We start from the raw sequence: 19,058 nt of genomic DNA on the forward strand, positions 1-19,058 counted from the left end.
ATTCAGCGACCGGTTCCGGGGAAATAGTTCAAGCGGTCGGTGCGGTCGAAAGGATCGCGCCGACCGCTTCGTCCATCTGGCGGTCGGTCAGGTCCCCGCGGGCGGTCAGCCGCAGCCGCGAAATGCCGTCGGGAACGGACGGCGGGCGGAAACAGCCGACGGCCAGACCGGCCGCGCGGCAGTCCGCCGCCCACTGCACCGCCTGCTCGGGCGAGGGTGCGCGTACGGACACCACGGCGGCGTCCGGGAGGACCGCGGCGAGCCCCGCGGCCGTCAGCCGCCGGTGGAGCGTACGGGCCACGGCACGGGCCCGGCCGGCCCGCTCGGGCTCCCTGCGCAGCAGCCGGAGCGCGGCGAGCGCGCCACCGGCCGCCGCCGGCGCCAGCCCCGTGTCGAAGATGAACGTACGGGCCGTGTTGACCAGGTGCTCGATGACCTTCGCCGGGCCGAGCACGGCACCGCCCTGACTGCCCAGGGACTTGGAGAGGGTCATGGTGGCGACCACGTCCCGGTCCCCCGCCAGGCCCGCGTCCCACAGCGCGCCGCGCCCACCCTCCCCCAGGACGCCCAGCCCGTGCGCGTCGTCCACCAGCAGCGCCGCGCCGTGCGCACGGCAGGCGGTGGCGTACGCGGCCAGCGGCGCGGCGTCGCCGTCCACCGAGAAGACCGAGTCCGAGACGACCACGGCGCGGCCCTCGTGGTCCGGTTCGGCGCGCGCGGCGTCGAGGGTCTTGTGCACCGCCTCGGGATCGCTGTGCGGCACCACGGCCGTACGGGCGCGCGAGAGCCGGCAGCCGTCGATGAGCGAGGCATGGTTCCCGGCGTCGGAGACGACCAGGGAGCCGCGCCCGGTGAGCGCGGTGACGGCCGCGAGATTGGCCGCGTACCCCGAAGAGAGCACCAGAGCCGCTTCAAAACCGCAGTATTCGGCCAGTTCGGCTTCGAGCCGGGCGTGCAGCTCCGTGGTACCGGTGACCAGCCGGGAGCCGGTCGCGCCGGCGCCCCAGCGGTGCGCGGCGGCCGCGGCGGCCCGGGTGACCTCGGGGTGCCGGGCGAGGCCGAGGTAGTCGTTGCTCGCCAGATCCAGCAGGGCCGAGTCGGCCGGGCGCGGCTTCAGGGTCCGTACGAGCCCTGCGCTGCGGCGCTTTTCACGCGCCTCGTCGATCCAGTCGAAGGGGTCGTCACCGGACGGGACGGCGGCGGGGTCGGCAGGCATCGGCATCCTCGGGTTTGTTGGCTGTCGATAGACGTTAGCGGTCGTTACGCCTGTCTACGGTGTGGCAATACACACACCCCCAACCTGCGGCGTTGTCGGAATCCTCCTTGGCCGGGGCCGGTGCCGTAAGCCAGGATCTTCGCCATGGACCTGCTGAACGCTCTGGTGGAGAAGGGGCTGCGGCGCGAGTCGCCGTCCCGCGAAGAGGCACTCGCCGTACTGGCGACATCCGATGACGAGCTGCTCGACGTCGTGGCGGCGGCGGGCAAGGTCCGCCGCCAGTGGTTCGGGCGGCGGGTCAAGCTCAACTACCTGGTCAACCTGAAGTCGGGCCTGTGCCCGGAGGACTGCTCGTACTGCTCCCAGCGCCTGGGCTCGAAGGCCGAGATCCTCAAGTACACCTGGCTCAAGCCCGACGAGGCCTCCAAGGCGGCCGCCGCCGGCGTCGCGGGCGGCGCCAAGCGGGTGTGCCTCGTGGCGAGCGGCCGCGGGCCGACGGACAAGGACGTGGACCGGGTCTCGCAGACGATCTCGGCCATCAAGGAGCAGAACGAGGGCGTGGAGGTCTGCGCCTGTCTGGGCCTGCTCTCCGACGGCCAGGCGTCGCGACTGCGGGACGCGGGCGCCGACGCGTACAACCACAACCTCAACACGTCCGAGGCGCAGTACGGACAGATCACCACAACCCATACGTACGCGGACCGGGTCTCGACCGTGCAGCAGGCCCAGGCGGCCGGCATGTCGGCGTGTTCCGGCCTGATCGCGGGCATGGGCGAGACCGACGAGGACCTGGTCGACGTGGTCTTCTCGCTGCGCGAGCTGGACCCGGACTCGGTACCGGTCAACTTCCTGATCCCCTTCGAGGGAACTCCGCTGGCCAAGGAATGGCACCTCACCCCGCAGCGCGCCCTGCGCATCCTGGCCATGGTCCGCTTCGTCTGCCCGGACGTGGAGGTACGGCTGGCCGGCGGGCGCGAGGTGCACCTGCGGACGCTCCAGCCGCTGGCGCTGCACCTGGCCAACTCCATCTTCCTGGGCGACTACCTCACCAGTGAGGGCCAGGCCGGCAAGGACGACCTGGCGATGATCGAGGACGCCGGGTTCGAGGTCGAGGGCGCCGGCACCACCACGCTGCCCGCGCACCGCGCCGACGCGCCGGCCGCGGCCGACTGCGGCAGCCACGCCGAGGAGCCCGCCGCCGGCGGCTGCGGCGGACACGGTGGCGGCGGTGGCTGCGGGCCGTGCGGTGACGGCGGTGCCGAGCCGGAGCCGGTGGCTGCCGAGCCCGAGCCGGTGCCCGCCGGTGCGGTCGCGGAGGCGCGGGACGCCGACGGTGTCCGTACGGACCTGGTCTCGGTGCGCCGCCGCGGCGCCGGCACCGACCTGCCGCCCAATGCCTGATCCGATGAACGTGCGCGACCTGCTGGCCCTGGACCGGCAGCACGTGTGGCACCCGTACGGCCCGATGCCCGGCACGGACGATCCACTGGTGATCGAGTCCGCCGCCGGGGTCCGGCTGCGCACCGCCGAACCGGTGCAGGGCCACACCGAGCTGGTCGACGGGATGTCGTCCTGGTGGTCGGCGATCCACGGCTACAACCACCCGGTGCTGAACGAGGCCGCGCGCGGCCAGCTGGACCGGATGAGCCATGTGATGTTCGGCGGGCTCACGCACGAGCCCGCCGTCCGGCTCGCGAAGCGCCTCGCCGACATCGCGCCGGGCGACCTGGAGCACGTCTTCCTGTGCGACTCCGGGTCCGTCTCGGTCGAGGTCGCCGCCAAGATGTGCCTGCAGTACTGGCGTTCGCTGGGCCGCCCGGCCAAGCAGCGGCTGCTGACCTGGCGCGGCGGCTACCACGGTGACACCTGGCAGCCGATGTCGGTGTGCGACCCGGACGGCGGGATGCACGACCTGTGGTCCGGGGTGCTGCCCCGGCAGGTCTTCGCCGACGAGCCGCCGGCCGGCTTCGACGCGCCGCCGGACGAGGCGTACGCGGACCACCTGCGAGAGCTGATCGGCGCGCACGCCGAGGAGCTGGCCGCGGTGATCGTCGAGCCGGTCGTGCAGGGCGCGGGCGGCATGCGCTTCCACTCCCCCGCGTACCTGCGGGTGCTGCGCGAGGCGTGCGACGCGCACGACGTATTACTGGTCTTCGACGAGATCGCCACCGGCTTCGGCCGGACCGGCGAACTCTTCGCGGCCGGGCACGCGGACGTCGTACCGGACGTCATGTGCGTCGGCAAGGCGCTGACCGGCGGCTATCTGACGATGGCGGCAACCCTGTGCACACCGCGGGTGGCCGACGGGATCTCCCGCGGCGAGGTGCCGGTGCTCGCGCACGGGCCGACGTTCATGGCCAACCCGCTGGCCGCAGCGGTCGCCAACGCCTCGCTGGACGTCCTGCTCGCGCAGGACTGGCGCCAGGAGATCAAGCGGATCGAGGCCGGGCTGCGGGACGGGCTGGAACAGGCCAAGACAATCCCGGGCATTCGGGACGTACGAGTACTGGGCGCCATCGGCGTCGTCCAGCTCGACCGTCCCGTCGACATGACGGCCGCCTCCCGGGCCGCGGTCGGCGAGGGCGTCTGGCTGCGCCCCTTCCGCGACATGATCTACACGATGCCGCCGTACATCACCGGCGACGAGGACATCGCCCGTATCTGTGCCGCGGTGTGCGCTGCCGCGCGCGAGGGCTGAGAGGAACACGGTTCACATGTCGGTGCTGTTCATCACGGGCACGGGCACGGAGATCGGCAAGACGGTCACCACGGCGGCCGTCGCGGCGGCGGAGCTGGCGCGCGGCCGGTCGGTCGCGGTGCTCAAGCCCGCCCAGACCGGGGTCGCGCCGGGCGAACCGGGCGACGTGGCCGAGGTCGCGCGGCTGGCGGGGTCCGGCGTCACCACCGCCGAACTCGCCCGCTATCCCGAACCGCTGGCGCCCGACACGGCGGCCCGCCGGGCCGGGATGCCGACGCTGCGGCCGTACGAGATCGCCGAGGCCGCGGCCAAGCTGGCCACCGAGCACGACCTCGTGCTGGTCGAGGGCGCGGGCGGGCTGCTGGTCCGCTTCGACGAGGCGGGCGCGACGCTCGCCGACGCGGCGCGGGCAGCCGGTGCGCCGATGCTGGTCGTGACCCAGGCGGGCCTGGGCACGCTCAACTCCACAGCGCTGACGGCGCTCGCGCTGCGCACGATGGACATCGCGTGCGCGGGCGTGGTCGTCGGCAGCTGGCCCGCGGAGCCGGATCTGGCCTCGCGGTGCAATCTGGAGGATCTGCCGCGGTCGGCGGGGGCGCCGTTGCTCGGCCTTGTGCCGGCCGGGTCCGGCGGGTTGGCGCCTGCCCGGTTCCGTGCGGAGGCGGCATCTTGGCTGGCGCCGCGGCTCGGGGGGACCTGGCAGGGCTAGCGGTACGACGAAGGGGCACCGGCTGCGAGCCGGTGCCCCTTCGTCGTAGACGCGGATCACTCCAGCTCCGCACCCTTCCGCTCCGGAATCAGCAGCATTGCCGCCATGTCCAGGACGTAGATGACGGCGAGCAGGCCGATGGCCTTCTGGAAGCCGTAGGTGGTGGCGACCAGGGCGACCACGAGCGGGGCGAAACCGCCGATGCCGCGGCCGACGTTGAAGAGGACGTTCTGCGCGGTGGCACGGGCGTGCGTCGGGTACAGCTCGGCGATGAGCGCGCCGTAGCCGCCGGTCATGCCGTTGACGAACGCGCCCATGACCGCGCCGCCCATGAGGAGCGCGGTGGGCGTGGACAGCGTGGCGTACGCGAGGACCGTGACGACCGAGCCGGCCTGGAAGATCCAGAAGGTGGGGCGGCGGCCGATACGGTCGGCGAGGTGCCCGAAGGCGAGGATGCCGCAGGCCATGCCGACGACGGTGACGGCGGTCCAGGCGCCGGACTTGGTGAGGCTGTAGCCGAACTGCTGGGAGAGGTAGCTCGGCAGCCAGGTCATGATGCCGTAGTAGCCGAAGTTCTGTACCGAGGTCAGGACGAGGACGCCGAGGGTGGCGCGGCGCGCGGCCGGGGTGGCGACCAGGGAACGGAGCGGCGCGGTGGCCGGGCGTTCGGCGGTCTTCGCCTCGGTGAACGCGGCGGGCTCGTGCATGGTGCGGCGGAAGAGGAAGGCCGCGACGGCGGGCAGCACGCCGAGCGCGAAGAGGGCGCGCCAGCCCCAGGCTTCGATGACGGGCGCGGAGACCAGGGCGGCGGCGAGGACGCCGGTCTGCCAGCCGAGGCCGACGTACGAGGTGCCGCGGGCGCGCTTGCGGCTGGGGAAGGCCTCGGCGGCGAGTGCCATGCCGATGCCGAACTCGCCGCCGATGCCCATGCCCGCGACGAAGCGGGCAACGGAGAGCTGGGTGAAGTCCTGGGCGAGCGCGGTGAGCCCGGTGAAGACGGCGAAGAGGATGATCGACCAGGTCAGGACGCGGATGCGGCCGAGGCGGTCGGAGAGCACGCCGAAGAGGAGGCCGCCCGCGACGCAGCCGATGAGGGTGATCGTGGTGAGCGAGCCCGCCTGGGCGGGGCCCAGGTGCAGTCCGGCGGTGATCGCGGAGAGGGCGAAGCTGAGGATGAGGAGGTCGAAGCCCTCCAGGCCGTAGCCGACGGCGGAGGCGAGTACCGCTTTGCGGGCGTAGGCGTCGGTGGTGGCCTCAGGCGCGCTCGGGTGGGCGTCCTCGACCGCTGGCGCGGGGTGGTTCGGCATGCGTCCTGCTCTGTCGTACTGACGGTGGGGCTGGGCGTGCGTCGGTTGTCAGTGGCGGGCGGTAGCTTCGGGAGTGTGTGGCGGAGGTGGGGGAGGGGCCCCGTCACGGGTCTCCTTGGGGGAGGGTTTTCCTCACGGGAGACGCTCTCCTCGGCGGGGAGAGGGAGGGGCCCTGCCAGGAATCGCGAAGCAGGCCGTTCAGCGCCGACGCGGCCGAGGCGCCATTCTAGGACGGCCGGTCAGTGTCAGGTACACGCGGTCGCGACCCGCGACGAACTCGGGCACCCACGGCACAATCGGAAACCGGAGCCGCTGTCGTGCGTACGGGAAGGGCGAGGCATGTCGCTGCGCAACAGAGGACACCGGACCGCCGTGCACCATCCGCTCTTCGCCCGTGCCTACGCGCGGCTCGGGCCGCTCGCCGACGAGCACGGCGGGGTGCGGCCGCTCCGTCGCGAGCTGCTGGCGGGGCTGTCGGGGCGGGTCATCGAGATCGGCGCGGGCGGCGGGCTGAACTTCGCGCACTATCCGGGGACCGTCTCGGAGGTGGTGGCGATCGAGCCGGAGGCGACACTGCGGCGGGCGGCGCGTACCGAGGCCGCGCGTGCCGAGGTGCCGGTGGACGTGGTGCCGGCGGTCGCCGAGGCGCTGCCGGTCAAGAGCGAGGCGTTCGACGCCGCGGTGGTGGCGCTGGTGCTGTGTTCCGTACGGAACGTGGAGCGCGCGCTGGCGGAGCTGCGGCGGGTGCTGCGGCCCGGTGCGGAGCTGCGGTTCTTCGAGCACGTGCGGGCCGAGGGGCGCGGGCTGCGCGCGGTGCAGCGGGCCGCCGACCGGACGCTGTGGCCGCTGCTGAACGGCGGCTGTCACACGTCGCGGGACTCGCTGGCGGCGCTGCGGGACGCCGGTTTCACCGTGGAGCGGCACCGGCGGCTGCGCGTACCGCCGGGCGGTGTGACGCTGCCGTCGTCGCCGGCCGTGCTGGGCACGGCGCGGCGTCCGGAGACGGTGGCGTAGGCCGTCTCCGGACGCCGGCCGCGTCCGCGGGACGGTCAGCGGGCCTCACCGGCCGCGCCGACGCGTCGTGCGGCGGGGGTACGTACGGTCGTGCACGCCACCTGCGCCCGCGAGGGCTTGGTGCCGCGCTGTACGGCGAGTGCGTCGGCGGCGCGGACCCGCGCCGCCGAGCCCCGCTGGAAGACCAGCACCACGGCCGGCCCTCCCCCTGCCCGCACATCCGCTCTAACGGACTGGACTTGCCGCCACTGGCCCTGAATGAGTACCAGGTCGCCCTGCCTCACCTGCAGCGCCCTCACCGCACCATCACAGCCCACACTTCTCTTCCCACCCCATCCGTGTGCGGCAGTCCGTTCGGTGCGCCCCTTCCCCGGAGGCGTCCTTCGGTCCTGCCTGATTCGGTCCGGTTACTGTGGCGGCTCGTTCGCTTTCGCGCACACTCCGATCCGGTCACGTTGCCGACCCTTGGGTATACGCGCGTTACGTGGGTCCGGGCGTTTGCTTACCCGGTGGGGGTGACCGGGCGGACGGCGTTCAGGTGGCACTGGGTGCCACATGCCGTCCGAGCAGGGCATGCGCTCCGCCCTGCCAGGCAAAAGTGCAATATTGCATCCGTCAGGACGGGTGCATGGATGCACCTTCGCGCGAGCGCGCGCCGCCTTGATGGCAGTGCGTGCCACCCTGATCACGCCCCGCTACGAGCCGGTCGCCGCCCCGCTGACCTCGGCCGCTGAAATGGTTCGGCGGAATCACCTCGAACCGCCCTCGGCGCCGCACTTGGGCTGATCACGGGCCTGTCCGGGTGCAAACGGCCGCCCGGACGGAAGGCACGGGGTGACGGCCGGATCAGGGCGGTACGTGGCGTACGACACTGCCTTTGACGAGCCGTTACTCGTCCGTACCGGCGGTCTCCGCGGTCGGCAGCCCTCCCGGCCAGTGACGCAGTTCACGCAGCAGCGTGAGGAAGGCACGCTCCGCCGGGGACAGCAGGCGGTCCCTGCGGTGCACCAGGCTGACCGGCCGGGGCAGCGGCGCGGGCTCGACGGGCAGTACGGCCAGCCGTCCGGCCCGTACGTCCTCCCCCACCGCGTGTTCGGAGATCAGGGCGAGGCCCAGGCCGGCTGCCACGCACTGCTTCACCGCCTCGGGCCCCCAGATGTCGGCACGCGGCACGTCCTCCAGCGCCCAGTCGGCCAGCACCTGTTCCTGGAGGCTGCGGGTCTGCGAGCCGGGTTCGCGGAGCAGAAACCGGGCACCGGCCAGCTCTTCGGGCGTCACCTCGGCCGCGCCCGCGAGCCGGTGGCCGGGGGCCGCGACCAGCACCAGCCGTTCGTCCAGCACCGTCTCCACCACGAGCCGGTCGCCGTGCGGGCTGCCGGCCACCACCGCGATGCCGATGCCGCCGCCGAGCAGCTGTTCCTGCACCGCCTCGCCGTTGCCGACGAAGATGTCGCACTCGATGGCGGGGTGCCGCTCCCGGTACCGGGCCAGCAGCGCGGGCAGCAGGTAGGTGCCGACGGTGGTGGAGCCGCCGACCAGCAGCCGGCCGGTCGCCAGCCCGCTGACCTGCTGCACGGCGGCCACCGCCTCCTCGGCCAGCAGGAAGACCCGCTTGCCGTACTCGGCGAGGACCTCGCCCTCGGCGGTCGGCCGGGCCCGGGTCCCCGAGCGGTCCACCAGGGTGACGCGCAGCGACTGTTCGAGCCTGCGTACCTGGTTGGAGACGGAGGGCTGGCTCATGTAGAGCTTCTGGGCCGCGGCGGAGAAGCCCTGGTGCTCGACGACCTGCATGAAGATCCAGAGCCGGTGGAGGTTGAGTTCCATGACACCCCCGAGGGCTCGCGACGTCCGAAGATCACCTGGCGGCGGGCAGCCTAGCTCTCCGGCCGCCCGCCGGACAGGGCCACGACGACCCGGTCGGCGGAGAAAACCCGTGCTCCGGCATCCGATGAATTGATGCAGCGGGGGTGCAAGGATCACGCCATGCCCAAGGACGCCAACTTCACCCTCGTACAGCTCCGCTATTTCCTGGCCGCAGCGGAGCTCGGCAGCATGACGGCCGCCGCGCAGCGCGTCAGCGTGTCGCAGTCGGCGGTCTCCACCGCGGTGACGCACCTGGAGCGGGAGCTGGGCGTGCAGCTGCTGATCCGGCACCACGCCAGGGGGCTGTCGCTGACCCGGGCCGGCGAGCGTTTCCTGCACGAGCTGCGGGGCTTTCTCACGCACGCCGAGGACCTGACGGAGACGGCCCGCAGCATGGGGACGGAGCTGGTGGGCGAGCTGGCGGTGGGCTGTTTCCAGACCCTGGCACCGTTCTCCCTGCCGCGGCTGCTGCGGGAGTTCGGGGAGGCGCATCCGGCGGTGCGGGTGCAGGTCACGGAGGGCGACATCCGGGCGGTGCAGCAGGATCTGCGCGGCGGCAGATGCGAGCTGGCGCTCCTGTACGACCTGGGCCTCGACCCGGACATCGAGCGGGAGGTGCTGGCGGAGGCGCCGCCGTACGCGCTGGTGCCGCCGGACCATGCGCTGGCGGGCGCGGAGGCGGTGCGGCTGGCGGACCTGGCGGCGGAGCCGATGATCCTGCTCGACCTGCCGCTGAGCCGGGACTATTTCCGTTCGCTGTTCCTCAAGGCGGGTGTCGAGCCGAAGGTGCGGCACCGCAGTACGAGTTACGAGACGGTGCGCGCGATGGTGGCGGCGGGGCACGGGTTCGCGCTGCTGAACCAGCGGCCGGTGCACGACGCGACGTACGACGGCGGGCGGGCGGTGTCGCTGCGGCTGACCGATCCGCTGCCCGCCCTGCCGGTGGTCCTGGCGCGGCTGTCGGGGGTGCGGCCGACCGCCCGCGCCCAGGCGTTCGCGGCGGTCTGCCGGACGGCGCTGGGCGCCTGAGCCGCACCTTCCCGGCCGCGGCGGCTCACAGCCGCGCGCACCCCGTGACCGTACGGGCGAAGCGGAGGACCGCGTCGCACGCCGCGGCGTGGTCCACCGCCGGGTTGCGGCTGAAGATGTGCAGGCCGTACCCGTCCTCCAGCGCGACCAGGTCGCGCGCCACCTCGGCCGCCGTCGCGGTGAGCGTGAAATCCCCCGCTGCCGCGCCCAGTTCGAGCACGGTGGTGTAGAGCGCGACCTCGCGCGCGTACAGCGACGCCATCAGGGTGGCATGCGGCCGGCTGCGGTCGGCGAGGCCGTGCAGTTCGTACAGCAGCTTGTGCACCCCGTCGTCGCTGTCGCGCGGCAGGCCGCTCCCGGCCGCCGCGCGCAGGCGTGCCACCGGGTCGGCGATGGCGTCCGTGCCGGCGTGCCGGTGTGCGAGATAGCGCTCCACGGCGGCCTGGTGTACCTCGAAGACCAGGTCGTCCAGTTCCGGGTAGTAGTAGAGCACCGAGCCGGCGGAGACCTCCGCTTCGGCCGCGATGTCCTTGATGCGCAGGCCTGCCAGGCCGCGCCCGGCGATCGCCCGGCCCGCCGCCTCGATGAGTGCCTCGCGCCGCGCGCCTTGGTTCTTGGTCCTTGCCACGGTGTGGATTCCCCGTTTCTCAGTTCAACGAAAAGCACCGTTCTCCGCTCGATCCATTGACATCCTAGCGCTCCATAGTTTGAATCTCGGTTCAAAGAATCCCCTCTCCCCCTCCCAAGGAGGCGGCGTGGCACGCGCAGCGAAGGCCACCGTGGAGCGGCACACCATCGACGTCATCCCCGACGGCGAACGCCATGGCCGCACCCGCGACCTCTTCACCATCTGGTTCTCCTCCAACCTCGGACCGCTCACGATGGTCACCGGCGCCCTGGCGCCCACCGTCTTCGGGCTCTCCTTCGCCTGGAGCGTCCTGGCCCTGCTCCTGGGCCACCTCGGCGGCGGCTTCCTGATGGCGCTGCACTCGGCGCAGGGCCCGCAGCTGGGCGTGCCGCAGATGATCCAGAGCCGCGGCCAGTTCGGCAGCGTCGGCGCGCTCGCCGTGGTCCTCGTCGTCATCGTGATGTACCAGGGGTTCTTCGCCTCCAACCTGGTGCTCGGCGCACAGTCGCTGAGCCAGGCGGTGCCGGCCGTACCGGTGGACGCCGGCATCGCGCTCGGCGCGGCGGTCAGCCTCGTCGTCACCGTCGTCGGCTACCGCCTGATGCACGGCATCGGCCGCCTGACCACCTGGCTCTTCGGCACGGTGCAGCTCGCCGGGGCGGGCTGGATCGTCCTCGGCGGGCTGCCGGCCGGGGTGCTGACCCGGGGCGGCTTCACCCTCGGCGGCTTCCTCGGCATGGTCTCGGTGGGCGTCCTCTGGCAGATCGCCTACGCGCCCTACGTCTCGGACTACTCGCGCTACATGCCCGCCGACCGGGCACAGGTCCGCTCGACACTGTGGTGCACGTACTGGGGCAGTGTGCTCGGCAGCCTCCTGCCGATGCTGGTCGGCGTCGTCGTCGGCCTCGCGGTGGGCGGCGACGACCCGGTGGCCGCGCAGTCACAGCTGCTGGGCAGCCCGCTCGCGCAGATCACGCTGTGGTCCTTCGCCGCGGTCACCATGCTCACCAACTCCATGAACCTCTACGGCGCGACGCTGTGCGTGGTCACCGCCGTCCAGACCTTCGTCCACCGCCGGCTGCCCGGCCCGGCCGTCCGCGCGCTCCTCTCGCTCGCCCTCTGCGCGCTCTCCTTCGTGCTGGCCGCGGCGCTCGCCGGCTCCTTCATGGCGCGCTACCTGAACCTGATCTACCTGCTGCAGTACGTCCTGATCCCCTGGACCGCCATCAACCTCGTCGACTTCTACCTCGTCCGGCACGGCCACTACGACGTGCCGTCCTTCTTCGCCCCGGACGGCGGCGTCTACGGCCGCTGGAACACCACGGCCCTCGGCGTCTACCTCCTCGGCATCCTCGTCGAGGTGCCGTTCATGGCCCAGACGCTCTACACCGGGCCGCTCGCACACGCCCTCGGCGACACCGACCTCGGCTGGCTCGCCGGACTGCTCTTCACCACACCGGCGTACCTCTGGGCGGCCCGGCGCCGCCTCCGCAAGGCCGCCGCCCGCACCGCGCCGGGCGCGACACCGGCCACTCCCCCGTACACCGCCGCCCCCTGACGCCCCGCACCCACCGACGTCCCGCATCCACCGACGACCGGCACCCGCCCACGACGACCGGCACCCCACCGATCTGGAGTTCCACCACCATGACCGCACCCACGTACCAGGACTGGCAGCAGCGGGCCGCCGCGCTCCGCCCCGAGACCCGGGCGTTCCTCGGCGGCGCATACGCCGACGCCGCCGACGGCCGCACCTTCACCGACATCGACCCGGCCACCGGCAAGGCGGTCGCCGACGTCGCCCGGTGCGGCGCGGCCGACGTCGACGCGGCCGTACGCGCCGCACGGACCGCATTCGAGGACGGCCGCTGGTCCCGGGCCGCGCCGGCCGAGCGCAAGCGCCGGCTGCTGCGGCTCGCCGAACTGATCACCGAGCACGGTCAGGAACTCGCGCTGCTGGACACCCTCGACATGGGCAAGCCCATCACCGAGACGCTGACCGTCGACGTACCGGGCGCCGCGGGCTGCTTCGCCTGGCACGCGGAGGCGATCGACAAGCTCTACGACGAGGTGGCGCCGACCGCGCCGGGCAGCGTCGCGATGGTGCGCCGGGTGCCGCTCGGCGTCGTCGGGGCCGTCGTGCCCTGGAACTTCCCGCTCGACATGGCCGCCTGGAAGCTGGCACCGGCGCTCGCCGCGGGCAACAGCGTGGTGCTCAAGCCCGCCGAGCAGTCGCCGCTCTCCGCACTGCTGCTCGCCCGGCTCGCGACGGAGGCCGGCATCCCCGACGGCGTACTGAACGTCGTACCCGGCTGGGGCGAGGAGGCGGGCCAGGCGCTCGGCCGCCACCCCGACGTGGACGTGCTGGCCTTCACCGGGTCGACGGCCGTCGGCAAGCTGTTCCTCTCGTACGCGGCCGAGTCCAACCTCAAGCAGGTCTGGCCCGAGTGCGGCGGCAAGAGCCCCAACGTCGTCTTCGCCGACGCCGACCTGGAGGCCGCCGCCGAAAAGGCCGCGTGGGGCTTCCTCTACAACTCCGGACAGGTGTGCTCCGCCAACACCCGTCTGCTGGTGGAGAGTTCGGTCGCCGAGGAGTTCACCGACCGGGTCGTGGCGCACGTCCGGCAGTGGCACCCAGGCGACCCGCTCGACCCCGCCACCGCGCTCGGCCCGCTGGTGGACGAGGCGCAGGCCAACCGCGTACTGGCCGCCGTGTCGACCGCCCGGGCGGCGGGCGCGCGGGTGGCCTGCGGCGGCACCCGCCCGGACCGCGACGGCGCGTACGTCGACCCCACCGTGGTCACCGGCCTGGCGCCGGACGCACCGCTCGCCCGCGAGGAGCTGTTCGGCCCGGTGCTGGCCGTGCTGCCGTTCGCGGACGAGGCGGCAGCCGTGCGGCTCGCCAACGATTCGCCGTACGGGCTGGCCGCCTCCGTGTGGACCCGGGACATCGGGCGGGCGCACCGGGTGAGCGACGCGCTGCACGCCGGGACGGTGTCGGTGAACACCGTGGACGCGCTCGATCCGGTGACACCGTTCGGCGGCTTCAAGCAGTCCGGCTTCGGCCGGGACCTCTCGCTGCACTCCTTCGAGAAGTACACGGGGCTGAAGACGACATGGATCCAGTACGCATGACGCACCGTCAGGAGGAGGTGCGGGCGGAGATCGCACGGCGCGCCGACGACCTCGTGGCGCTCACCACCGCCCTCGTCGGCTTCGACACGACCGTACGAGGGTCGGCCGGCGAGCCGGCGCGGGACGAGGCGGACCTCCAGGAGTTCCTGGCCGGGCGGCTGCGCGCGGCGGGCGCCACCGTGGACGTGTGGACGCCGAAGCCCGGGGACCTCCCGGAGTCGCCGCAGACCCCGCCGGGGCTGGACTTCGACGGGCGGCCGCAGCTCGTGGCGCGCTTCCCCGGTACGGGCGGCGGGCGCAGCCTGCTGTTCAACGGGCACATCGACGTGGTGTCGGCCGAGCCGCGCGGCGACTGGGCGTCGGACCCGTTCCGGGCCGAGGTCCGCGACGGCCGGCTGTACGGGCGCGGCACGTGCGACATGAAGGGCGGCATCGCGGCCGCGGTGGTCGCCGCCGAGGCGCTGGCCGCGCTCGGCATCCGGCTCCCCGGTGACCTGATCGTCAACACGGCGACCGACGAGGAGTGGAACGGCGCGGGCACACTGGCGTCGGTCGGGTACGGCGTACGGGCCGACGCGGCCGTGGTGCCCGAACCCACCGACCTGCACGTCGTCACCGCGCAGCGCGGCATCCTCGGCGGGACGGTCACGGTCGCGGGGCGGCCGGGGCACGCCGAGTACCCGCCCGGCGACTGGACGTCGGGCGGCGCGGTGAACGCCATCGAGAAGACGCTGCCGGTGCTGGAGGCGCTGCGCGAACTGCGCGAGCGCTGGGCGGCCGACCCCGCGCACCGCCATCCGCTGCTGCCCCCGCCGTCGATCGTGCCCACGATGATCAAGGGCGGCGAGTGGTGGGTGACCTACCCGGCCTCCTGCGAGGTCTGCCTGGACGTCACGTATCTGCCGGTACAGGCGGACGGGGGCGGCTGGGCGAGCGGGGTGCGCGCGGAGATCGAGGAGGCCGTGCGCACGGCCGTCACCGCCGACGGCTGGCTCGCCGCGCACCCGCCGGTCTTCGCCTGGGACACCGAGCTGGCGCCCGCGGAGGTACCGGCGGACCACCGCCTGGTCGGGGCGCTCCATGAGGCCGCCACCGGACTCGGCCGCACCCCGCGCGTCATCGGCGAACCGTCCTGGACCGACGCCGCCACCCTCACCCGCTTCGGCGGCACCCCGGCCGTCTGCCTGGGCCCCACCGCCACCCGCCCCGACGGCTCGCCCACCCTGCACACCGTCGACGAATACATCGAGGTCAGCGACCTGATCGCCACCGCGCAGACCCTCGCGCTGACCGCACTGACCACAACGGCCCAGCCTGCCTGAAAGGAAACACCATGAATCACGCCGAACTCGCCGCCGCCGACCGCGCCCGGATCATCCACCCCTATCTCCCCTCCTCCGTCGAGGAGCGGGTGGTGATGACCGAGGGCTCCGGCTGCCGGCTCACCGACGCCGAGGGGCGCTCGTACCTGGACGCCACCGGTGGGCTCTGGCTCGCGCAGATCGGGCACGGCCGCGAGGAGGTGGCGCGGGCCGCCGCCGCGCAGATGGCGAAGCTGGAGTACTTCACCAGCTTCTGGGAGTTCTCCAACGACCGGGCGATCGAGCTGGCCACCCGGCTGACCTCGCTGGCGCCCGAGGGCCTGGGCCACGTCTACTTCACCTCCGGCGGCTCGGAGGGCAACGAGGCCGCGATCAAGATGGCCCGCTACTACCACCACCGGCGCGGCGAGTCCTCGCGCACCTGGATCCTGGCGCGCGACAAGGCGTACCACGGGATCGGTTACGGCGGCGGCTCGGCGACCGGCTTCCCGCTGTACCACGAGGGCTTCGCGCCGATGATGCCGCACGTCAGCCACCTCACGCCGCCGTGGCCGTACCGCACCGAGCTGTACGGCGGCGAGGACCCCTGCGACTTCCTCATCCGGGAGCTGGAGGAGCGGATCGCGGAGATCGGGCCCGGCAACATCGCGGCGATGATCGGCGAGCCGATCATGGGCGTGGGCGGCATGCTGGTGCCGCCGGCCGACTACTGGCCGCGGGTGCGGGAGGTGCTGGACCGGCACGGCATCCTGCTGGTCTTCGACGAGGTCGTGACGGCGTACGGGCGGGTCGGCGAGTGGTTCGCCGCGCAGCACTTCGGCGTCACCCCGGACATCATCGTCACCGCCAAGGGCATCACCTCCGGGTACACGCCGCTGGGCGCGCTGCTGGTCGGGGACCACGTGGCCGAGCAGCTGCTGCGCGAGCACGGCTTCCCGATGGGCTACACCTACAACGGTCACCCGGTCGCCGCGGCGGTGGCGCTGACCAACCTCGACATCATCGAGCGCGAGGGACTGCTGGCCCGCGCGGTGGAGACCGGCGGCGCGCTGCACAACGAACTCCAGGCGCAGCTGGGCGACTTGCCGGTGGTCGGCGAGGTGCGGTCGGTGGGCATGATGCTCGCCGTCGAGCTGGTCGCGGACCGGACGACCCGCGAGCCGCTGCCGGTGCGGCCGGAGCGGATGCCGCACGATGTGATCCGGCGCGAGACCGGCGTGATCGTACGGGACTCCGCGCACAGCATCGTGCTGTCGCCGCCGCTGGTCATGACCGAGGCGGAGGTGAAGGAGACCGTCACCGCGATGCGCTCGGTCCTCGAACGCACCCTGCCGACCGGAGAGATCCGGGACTGATCCGTTCATCCGCAGCCGGCCACGACTGGAAGGGCGCACTGCCGTGTCCGTACCACCCACCAGATCCGCACCCGCACCACCACCGCCACCACCGCCGGAGACCGTTCCCCATCTGCACCGCAGCCTGCGCCGGTTCGACATCCTGGCGATGGGCGTGGCGGCCGTCATCTCCTTCGACGTGCTGGGGCAGCTCGCCACCGGCGGAGGTGAGGCCGTCACCTGGATCGCCGCGATCGCGGTGGGCTTCCTGCTGCCGTACGCGCTGGTCTTCGCCGAGACCGGGGCCGCCTTCCCGCAGGAGGGCGGGCCGTACGTCTGGGTGAAGCTGGCGTTCGGCCGCGCGGCGGCGGCGCTGACCACGATGTTCTACTGGGTCACCAATCCGGTGTGGCTCGGCGGTTCGCTGGTGTTCGTCGCCGCCGAGGCGTGGGACGGCTTCGTCTTCCCGCTCGGCTCCGGAACGGCGGCCGACTACACGTTCAAGCTGCTGTTCATCTGGGCGGCGATCCTGACCGCGATCGTGTCGCTGCGCCGCGGCAAATGGATCACCACGGCGGGCGCGGCTGCGAAGGTGCTGGCGCTCGCCGTGTTCTCCTGCACGGCGGTGGCGTACGGCGTGGAGCACGGCTTCCACGGCCTGGACCACGCCTCGTTCGCCCCCTCCGGGGCCGGCTTCCTGGCCCTGGTTCCGGTGCTGCTCTTCGCGTACGTCGGGTTCGAGGCGCCGAACGCGGCGGGGGACGAGATGCACGACCCGCAGCGGGACGTGCCGGTCTCCATCGGCTTCTCCGGGCTGATCGCCGCGTGCTGCTACCTGCTGCCGGTACTGGCGATCCTGTCGGCGGCACCGGCCGGGCAGGTGACCGGCATCGGCGGATTCATGGACGCGGCCCGGCTGGTCTTCGCGGTGTACGGCAGCTGGAGCGGGCCGCTGCTGACCACGGCCGCCGTGGCGTTCGTCTTCGCGCTGCTCACCCAGGGCAGCGCGTGGATGATCGTCAGCGACCGGATGCAGGCGATGACGGCCGCCGACGGCGGGTTCTTCAGCCGCGGGCTGGGCGCGTTCCATGCGCGGCTGGGCACCCCCGTGCGGATGAACCTGCTCTCCGGGATCACCGCGACGCTCTTCATGGTCGCCGCGATGAACCTGGCGGCCGGGGACGCCGCCGCGGTCTTCGGCGTCGTGCTGACGGTCGCCATCACCACGCTGCTGCTGTCGTATCTGGTGATCGTGCCGGCGCTGGTCCGGCTGCGGCTCCGGCGCCCTGAGGTGCCGCGCCCGTACCAGGTGCCCTTCGGCACCCGCGGCTTCGTCGTCTGCGCGGGGGTCGTCTACGCCTGGATCCTGCTGGGGTCCTGGGTGGCCCTGTTCCCCGGCACGCTGGAGCACCTCTTCGGCCTCGGCTACGCCTTCCAGGACACCTGGGGCGTCTCCCGGACCACGTTCGAGGCGTTCACCCTCGGGACGGTCGTCCTGCTGCTGGCCGTCGGCGCCCTCGGGCTCCGGGGCCGGCGGCGCGCGGGCTAGCAGGCGTCGCTCCGCCACAGCGCGTCCGGGTCGTCGCCCACGCCGTCGAGGACGAGCTGTGCGTCCCGCTGCCCCAGCGCGATGGCCTCGTCGATGAATTCCGGCTGGAAGAGGAGGTAACTGAGCAGTTCACCCCGGCTGTGCCCCGGCCCGAGGAGCAGGGACAGCAGGGCCAGGTCGAGGTCGGCGAGCCGGCGGGTGCCGCGGTAGTACGTGTCGAGGACGTACGCCGCGCGCTCGCCGAGCCGGTCCCCCTGACCGGGCGGCGGGCCGCCGAAGAGGTACTCGACGACCTCGTACGGCCGGCCGCCCGGACTGCGGCCCCGCCCACCGGACCGCAGCAGCTCGTCGACCTTTCCGAGCGTCCGGGTGTCCTCGATCATCCGGTCCGCGAGCACGCCGTTCAGGACCTGCGCGACGACGTCCGCGACGGCCGGCGGGGGCGCGCCCCGGCCGTGGGTGCGGGGCAGGTAGCGCAACGGCGTGGTGGCGACGATCACCACGCGGCGCACGCCGAGCGAGATCGCCGGTTTGATGGGCGCGTTGAGCCGTACTCCGCCGTCCATGTACCAGCCGTCGGCCTCCTCGATGTACACGGGCGGGAACGCCACCGGGATCGCGGCGGACGCCAGTACGTGTTCCTCGGTGAGCACGGTCCGGGTGTAGTCCACCGCCCGGTCGGCGTCGCTCTCCGGCAGCGCCGCGGTCCGCGGCCCCTCCACGAAGATCTCGGTGCGGCCGCTGCGGCAGGCGGTGGTGGCCACCGCGACGGCCTGCACCGCACCGCTGCGCGTGTTGGCGTGCAGCCGGTGCCAGTCCAGCTTCGCGCGCAGGGTCTCCCGCAGCGGGCGGGTGTCCAGGAGACCCGACACCGGTGGCCCGGACGGGTCGACGAGTGTCGTGAGGTACTGCCACAGGAGGGCCGGCACCGCGGGCAGGAACGCCGCGAACACCTGGTCCTTCGTCAGTCCCCGCCAGGCCCGCAGCGCTTCGTCGGCGGCCTGCTGGGCGGGCAGATGGGCCAGCGAGGCGAAGAGCACCGCGTTCAGCGCGCCGGCGCTGGTGCCGACGAACACATCGGGCCGCTGCCGGAATTCCGCGAGCTTGGGCAGCAGCGTCGCCAGCATTCCCGCCTCGTACGCGCCCCGGGCACCGCCGCCCGCCAGGACGGCCCCCACCGCGGCGGCCTCCGGCGGATTCCCCGGATCCCGGTCGGTCATCACCACTCCCCCTCGTGCGGACGGCCGGCAGACC

The 19,058-nt window shown here is 73.0% G+C and carries 16 protein-coding genes; 10 read left to right on the plus strand and 6 right to left on the minus strand.

Features of this window, described 5'->3' with window-relative positions:
• Window positions 1–28: 28 nt before the first annotated feature.
• Window positions 29–1,216, minus strand: a complete 1,188-nt coding sequence (locus ABZ840_RS20590) for an 8-amino-7-oxononanoate synthase (protein WP_361561498.1) — start codon at window positions 1,214–1,216, stop codon at window positions 29–31.
• A gap of 144 nt (window positions 1,217–1,360) precedes the next feature.
• Here ABZ840_RS20590 and bioB point away from each other — a divergent pair, with 144 nt between their 5' ends.
• From bioB to bioD, 3 genes are read left to right on the plus strand one after another with little or no spacing between them, the layout of a single operon-like run.
• Window positions 1,361–2,617 carry a biotin synthase BioB gene (gene bioB / locus ABZ840_RS20595; RefSeq protein WP_361561499.1) on the plus strand — a complete coding sequence of 419 codons (1,257 nt, stop codon included), beginning with the start codon at window positions 1,361–1,363 and terminating at the stop codon, window positions 2,615–2,617.
• Complete coding sequence (locus tag ABZ840_RS20600; protein ID WP_361561500.1) at window positions 2,610–3,914, plus strand: adenosylmethionine--8-amino-7-oxononanoate transaminase; 1,305 nt, start codon at window positions 2,610–2,612, stop codon at window positions 3,912–3,914. The genes bioB and ABZ840_RS20600 overlap by 8 nt, the downstream gene beginning before the upstream one ends.
• Window positions 3,915–3,930: 16 nt before the next feature.
• Window positions 3,931–4,623 (plus strand): dethiobiotin synthase, encoded by a 693-nt coding sequence (bioD, locus tag ABZ840_RS20605; protein ID WP_361561501.1) that lies wholly within the window; start codon window positions 3,931–3,933, stop codon window positions 4,621–4,623.
• Between the two features lie 56 nt (window positions 4,624–4,679).
• On the opposite strand, the gene ABZ840_RS20610 is transcribed toward bioD, so the two are convergent.
• Window positions 4,680–5,930 (minus strand): MFS transporter, encoded by a 1,251-nt coding sequence (locus ABZ840_RS20610; RefSeq protein WP_361561502.1) that lies wholly within the window; start codon window positions 5,928–5,930, stop codon window positions 4,680–4,682.
• 339 nt (window positions 5,931–6,269) lie between these two features.
• Between ABZ840_RS20610 and ABZ840_RS20615 the strand changes: the two genes are divergently transcribed.
• A complete protein-coding gene (locus ABZ840_RS20615; RefSeq protein WP_361561503.1) occupies window positions 6,270–6,944 on the plus strand; it encodes a class I SAM-dependent methyltransferase in 675 nt (224 codons plus the stop codon).
• A 35-nt stretch (window positions 6,945–6,979) separates the two neighbouring features.
• Here the strand turns inward: ABZ840_RS20615 and ABZ840_RS20620 are convergent, their stop codons facing one another.
• Both ABZ840_RS20620 and ABZ840_RS20625 read right to left on the minus strand, forming a co-directional pair.
• Entirely contained in the window at window positions 6,980–7,138 is a 159-nt protein-coding gene (locus ABZ840_RS20620) for a hypothetical protein (protein WP_361561504.1), read from the minus strand.
• A gap of 694 nt (window positions 7,139–7,832) precedes the next feature.
• Window positions 7,833–8,768 (minus strand): LysR family transcriptional regulator, encoded by a 936-nt coding sequence (locus ABZ840_RS20625; RefSeq protein ID WP_361561505.1) that lies wholly within the window; start codon window positions 8,766–8,768, stop codon window positions 7,833–7,835.
• Between the two features lie 159 nt (window positions 8,769–8,927).
• Between ABZ840_RS20625 and ABZ840_RS20630 the strand changes: the two genes are divergently transcribed.
• Window positions 8,928–9,836, plus strand: coding sequence for a LysR family transcriptional regulator (locus ABZ840_RS20630; RefSeq protein WP_361561506.1), 909 nt, complete (start codon window positions 8,928–8,930; stop codon window positions 9,834–9,836).
• Window positions 9,837–9,861: 25 nt separating this feature from the next.
• Here the strand turns inward: ABZ840_RS20630 and ABZ840_RS20635 are convergent, their stop codons facing one another.
• Window positions 9,862–10,464 (minus strand): TetR family transcriptional regulator, encoded by a 603-nt coding sequence (locus ABZ840_RS20635; RefSeq protein ID WP_361561507.1) that lies wholly within the window; start codon window positions 10,462–10,464, stop codon window positions 9,862–9,864.
• A 127-nt stretch (window positions 10,465–10,591) separates the two neighbouring features.
• On the opposite strand from ABZ840_RS20635, the gene ABZ840_RS20640 reads away from it, so the two are divergent.
• From ABZ840_RS20640 to ABZ840_RS20660, 5 genes are all read left to right on the plus strand, one after another.
• A complete protein-coding gene (locus ABZ840_RS20640) occupies window positions 10,592–12,022 on the plus strand; it encodes a cytosine permease (RefSeq protein WP_361561508.1) in 1,431 nt (476 codons plus the stop codon).
• Between the two features lie 89 nt (window positions 12,023–12,111).
• On the plus strand, window positions 12,112–13,599 hold the full coding sequence (locus tag ABZ840_RS20645) for an aldehyde dehydrogenase (protein ID WP_361561509.1): 1,488 nt from the start codon (window positions 12,112–12,114) through the stop codon (window positions 13,597–13,599).
• Window positions 13,596–14,921 (plus strand): ArgE/DapE family deacylase, encoded by a 1,326-nt coding sequence (locus ABZ840_RS20650; protein ID WP_361561510.1) that lies wholly within the window; start codon window positions 13,596–13,598, stop codon window positions 14,919–14,921. The genes ABZ840_RS20645 and ABZ840_RS20650 overlap by 4 nt, the downstream gene beginning before the upstream one ends.
• An 11-nt stretch (window positions 14,922–14,932) precedes the next feature.
• Window positions 14,933–16,276: an aspartate aminotransferase family protein gene (locus ABZ840_RS20655; protein WP_361561511.1), complete on the plus strand. Its 1,344-nt coding sequence runs from the start codon at window positions 14,933–14,935 to the stop codon at window positions 16,274–16,276.
• A gap of 43 nt (window positions 16,277–16,319) precedes the next feature.
• Window positions 16,320–17,804, plus strand: a complete 1,485-nt coding sequence (locus ABZ840_RS20660) for an APC family permease (RefSeq protein ID WP_361561512.1) — start codon at window positions 16,320–16,322, stop codon at window positions 17,802–17,804.
• Here ABZ840_RS20660 and ABZ840_RS20665 read toward each other — a convergent pair.
• Window positions 17,801–19,024 (minus strand): patatin-like phospholipase family protein, encoded by a 1,224-nt coding sequence (locus ABZ840_RS20665; protein ID WP_361561513.1) that lies wholly within the window; start codon window positions 19,022–19,024, stop codon window positions 17,801–17,803. The genes ABZ840_RS20660 and ABZ840_RS20665 overlap by 4 nt on opposite strands.
• Window positions 19,025–19,058: the final 34 nt, after the last annotated feature.

This window comes from Streptomyces sp. NPDC047117, from assembly GCF_040643545.1.
Lineage (GTDB): Bacteria > Actinomycetota > Actinomycetes > Streptomycetales > Streptomycetaceae > Streptomyces.

Coding starts and splice junctions, on each gene's coding strand:
- ABZ840_RS20590 (WP_361561498.1), bottom strand. CDS start 1,216: ATGCCTGCCGACCCCGCCGCCGTCCCGTCCGGTGACGACCCCTTCGAC.
- bioB (WP_361561499.1), top strand. CDS start 1,361: ATGGACCTGCTGAACGCTCTGGTGGAGAAGGGGCTGCGGCGCGAGTCG.
- ABZ840_RS20600 (WP_361561500.1), top strand. CDS start 2,610: ATGCCTGATCCGATGAACGTGCGCGACCTGCTGGCCCTGGACCGGCAG.
- bioD (WP_361561501.1), top strand. CDS start 3,931: ATGTCGGTGCTGTTCATCACGGGCACGGGCACGGAGATCGGCAAGACG.
- ABZ840_RS20610 (WP_361561502.1), bottom strand. CDS start 5,930: ATGCCGAACCACCCCGCGCCAGCGGTCGAGGACGCCCACCCGAGCGCG.
- ABZ840_RS20615 (WP_361561503.1), top strand. CDS start 6,270: ATGTCGCTGCGCAACAGAGGACACCGGACCGCCGTGCACCATCCGCTC.
- ABZ840_RS20625 (WP_361561505.1), bottom strand. CDS start 8,768: ATGGAACTCAACCTCCACCGGCTCTGGATCTTCATGCAGGTCGTCGAG.
- ABZ840_RS20630 (WP_361561506.1), top strand. CDS start 8,928: ATGCCCAAGGACGCCAACTTCACCCTCGTACAGCTCCGCTATTTCCTG.
- ABZ840_RS20645 (WP_361561509.1), top strand. CDS start 12,112: ATGACCGCACCCACGTACCAGGACTGGCAGCAGCGGGCCGCCGCGCTC.
- ABZ840_RS20650 (WP_361561510.1), top strand. CDS start 13,596: ATGACGCACCGTCAGGAGGAGGTGCGGGCGGAGATCGCACGGCGCGCC.
- ABZ840_RS20655 (WP_361561511.1), top strand. CDS start 14,933: ATGAATCACGCCGAACTCGCCGCCGCCGACCGCGCCCGGATCATCCAC.
- ABZ840_RS20665 (WP_361561513.1), bottom strand. CDS start 19,024: ATGACCGACCGGGATCCGGGGAATCCGCCGGAGGCCGCCGCGGTGGGG.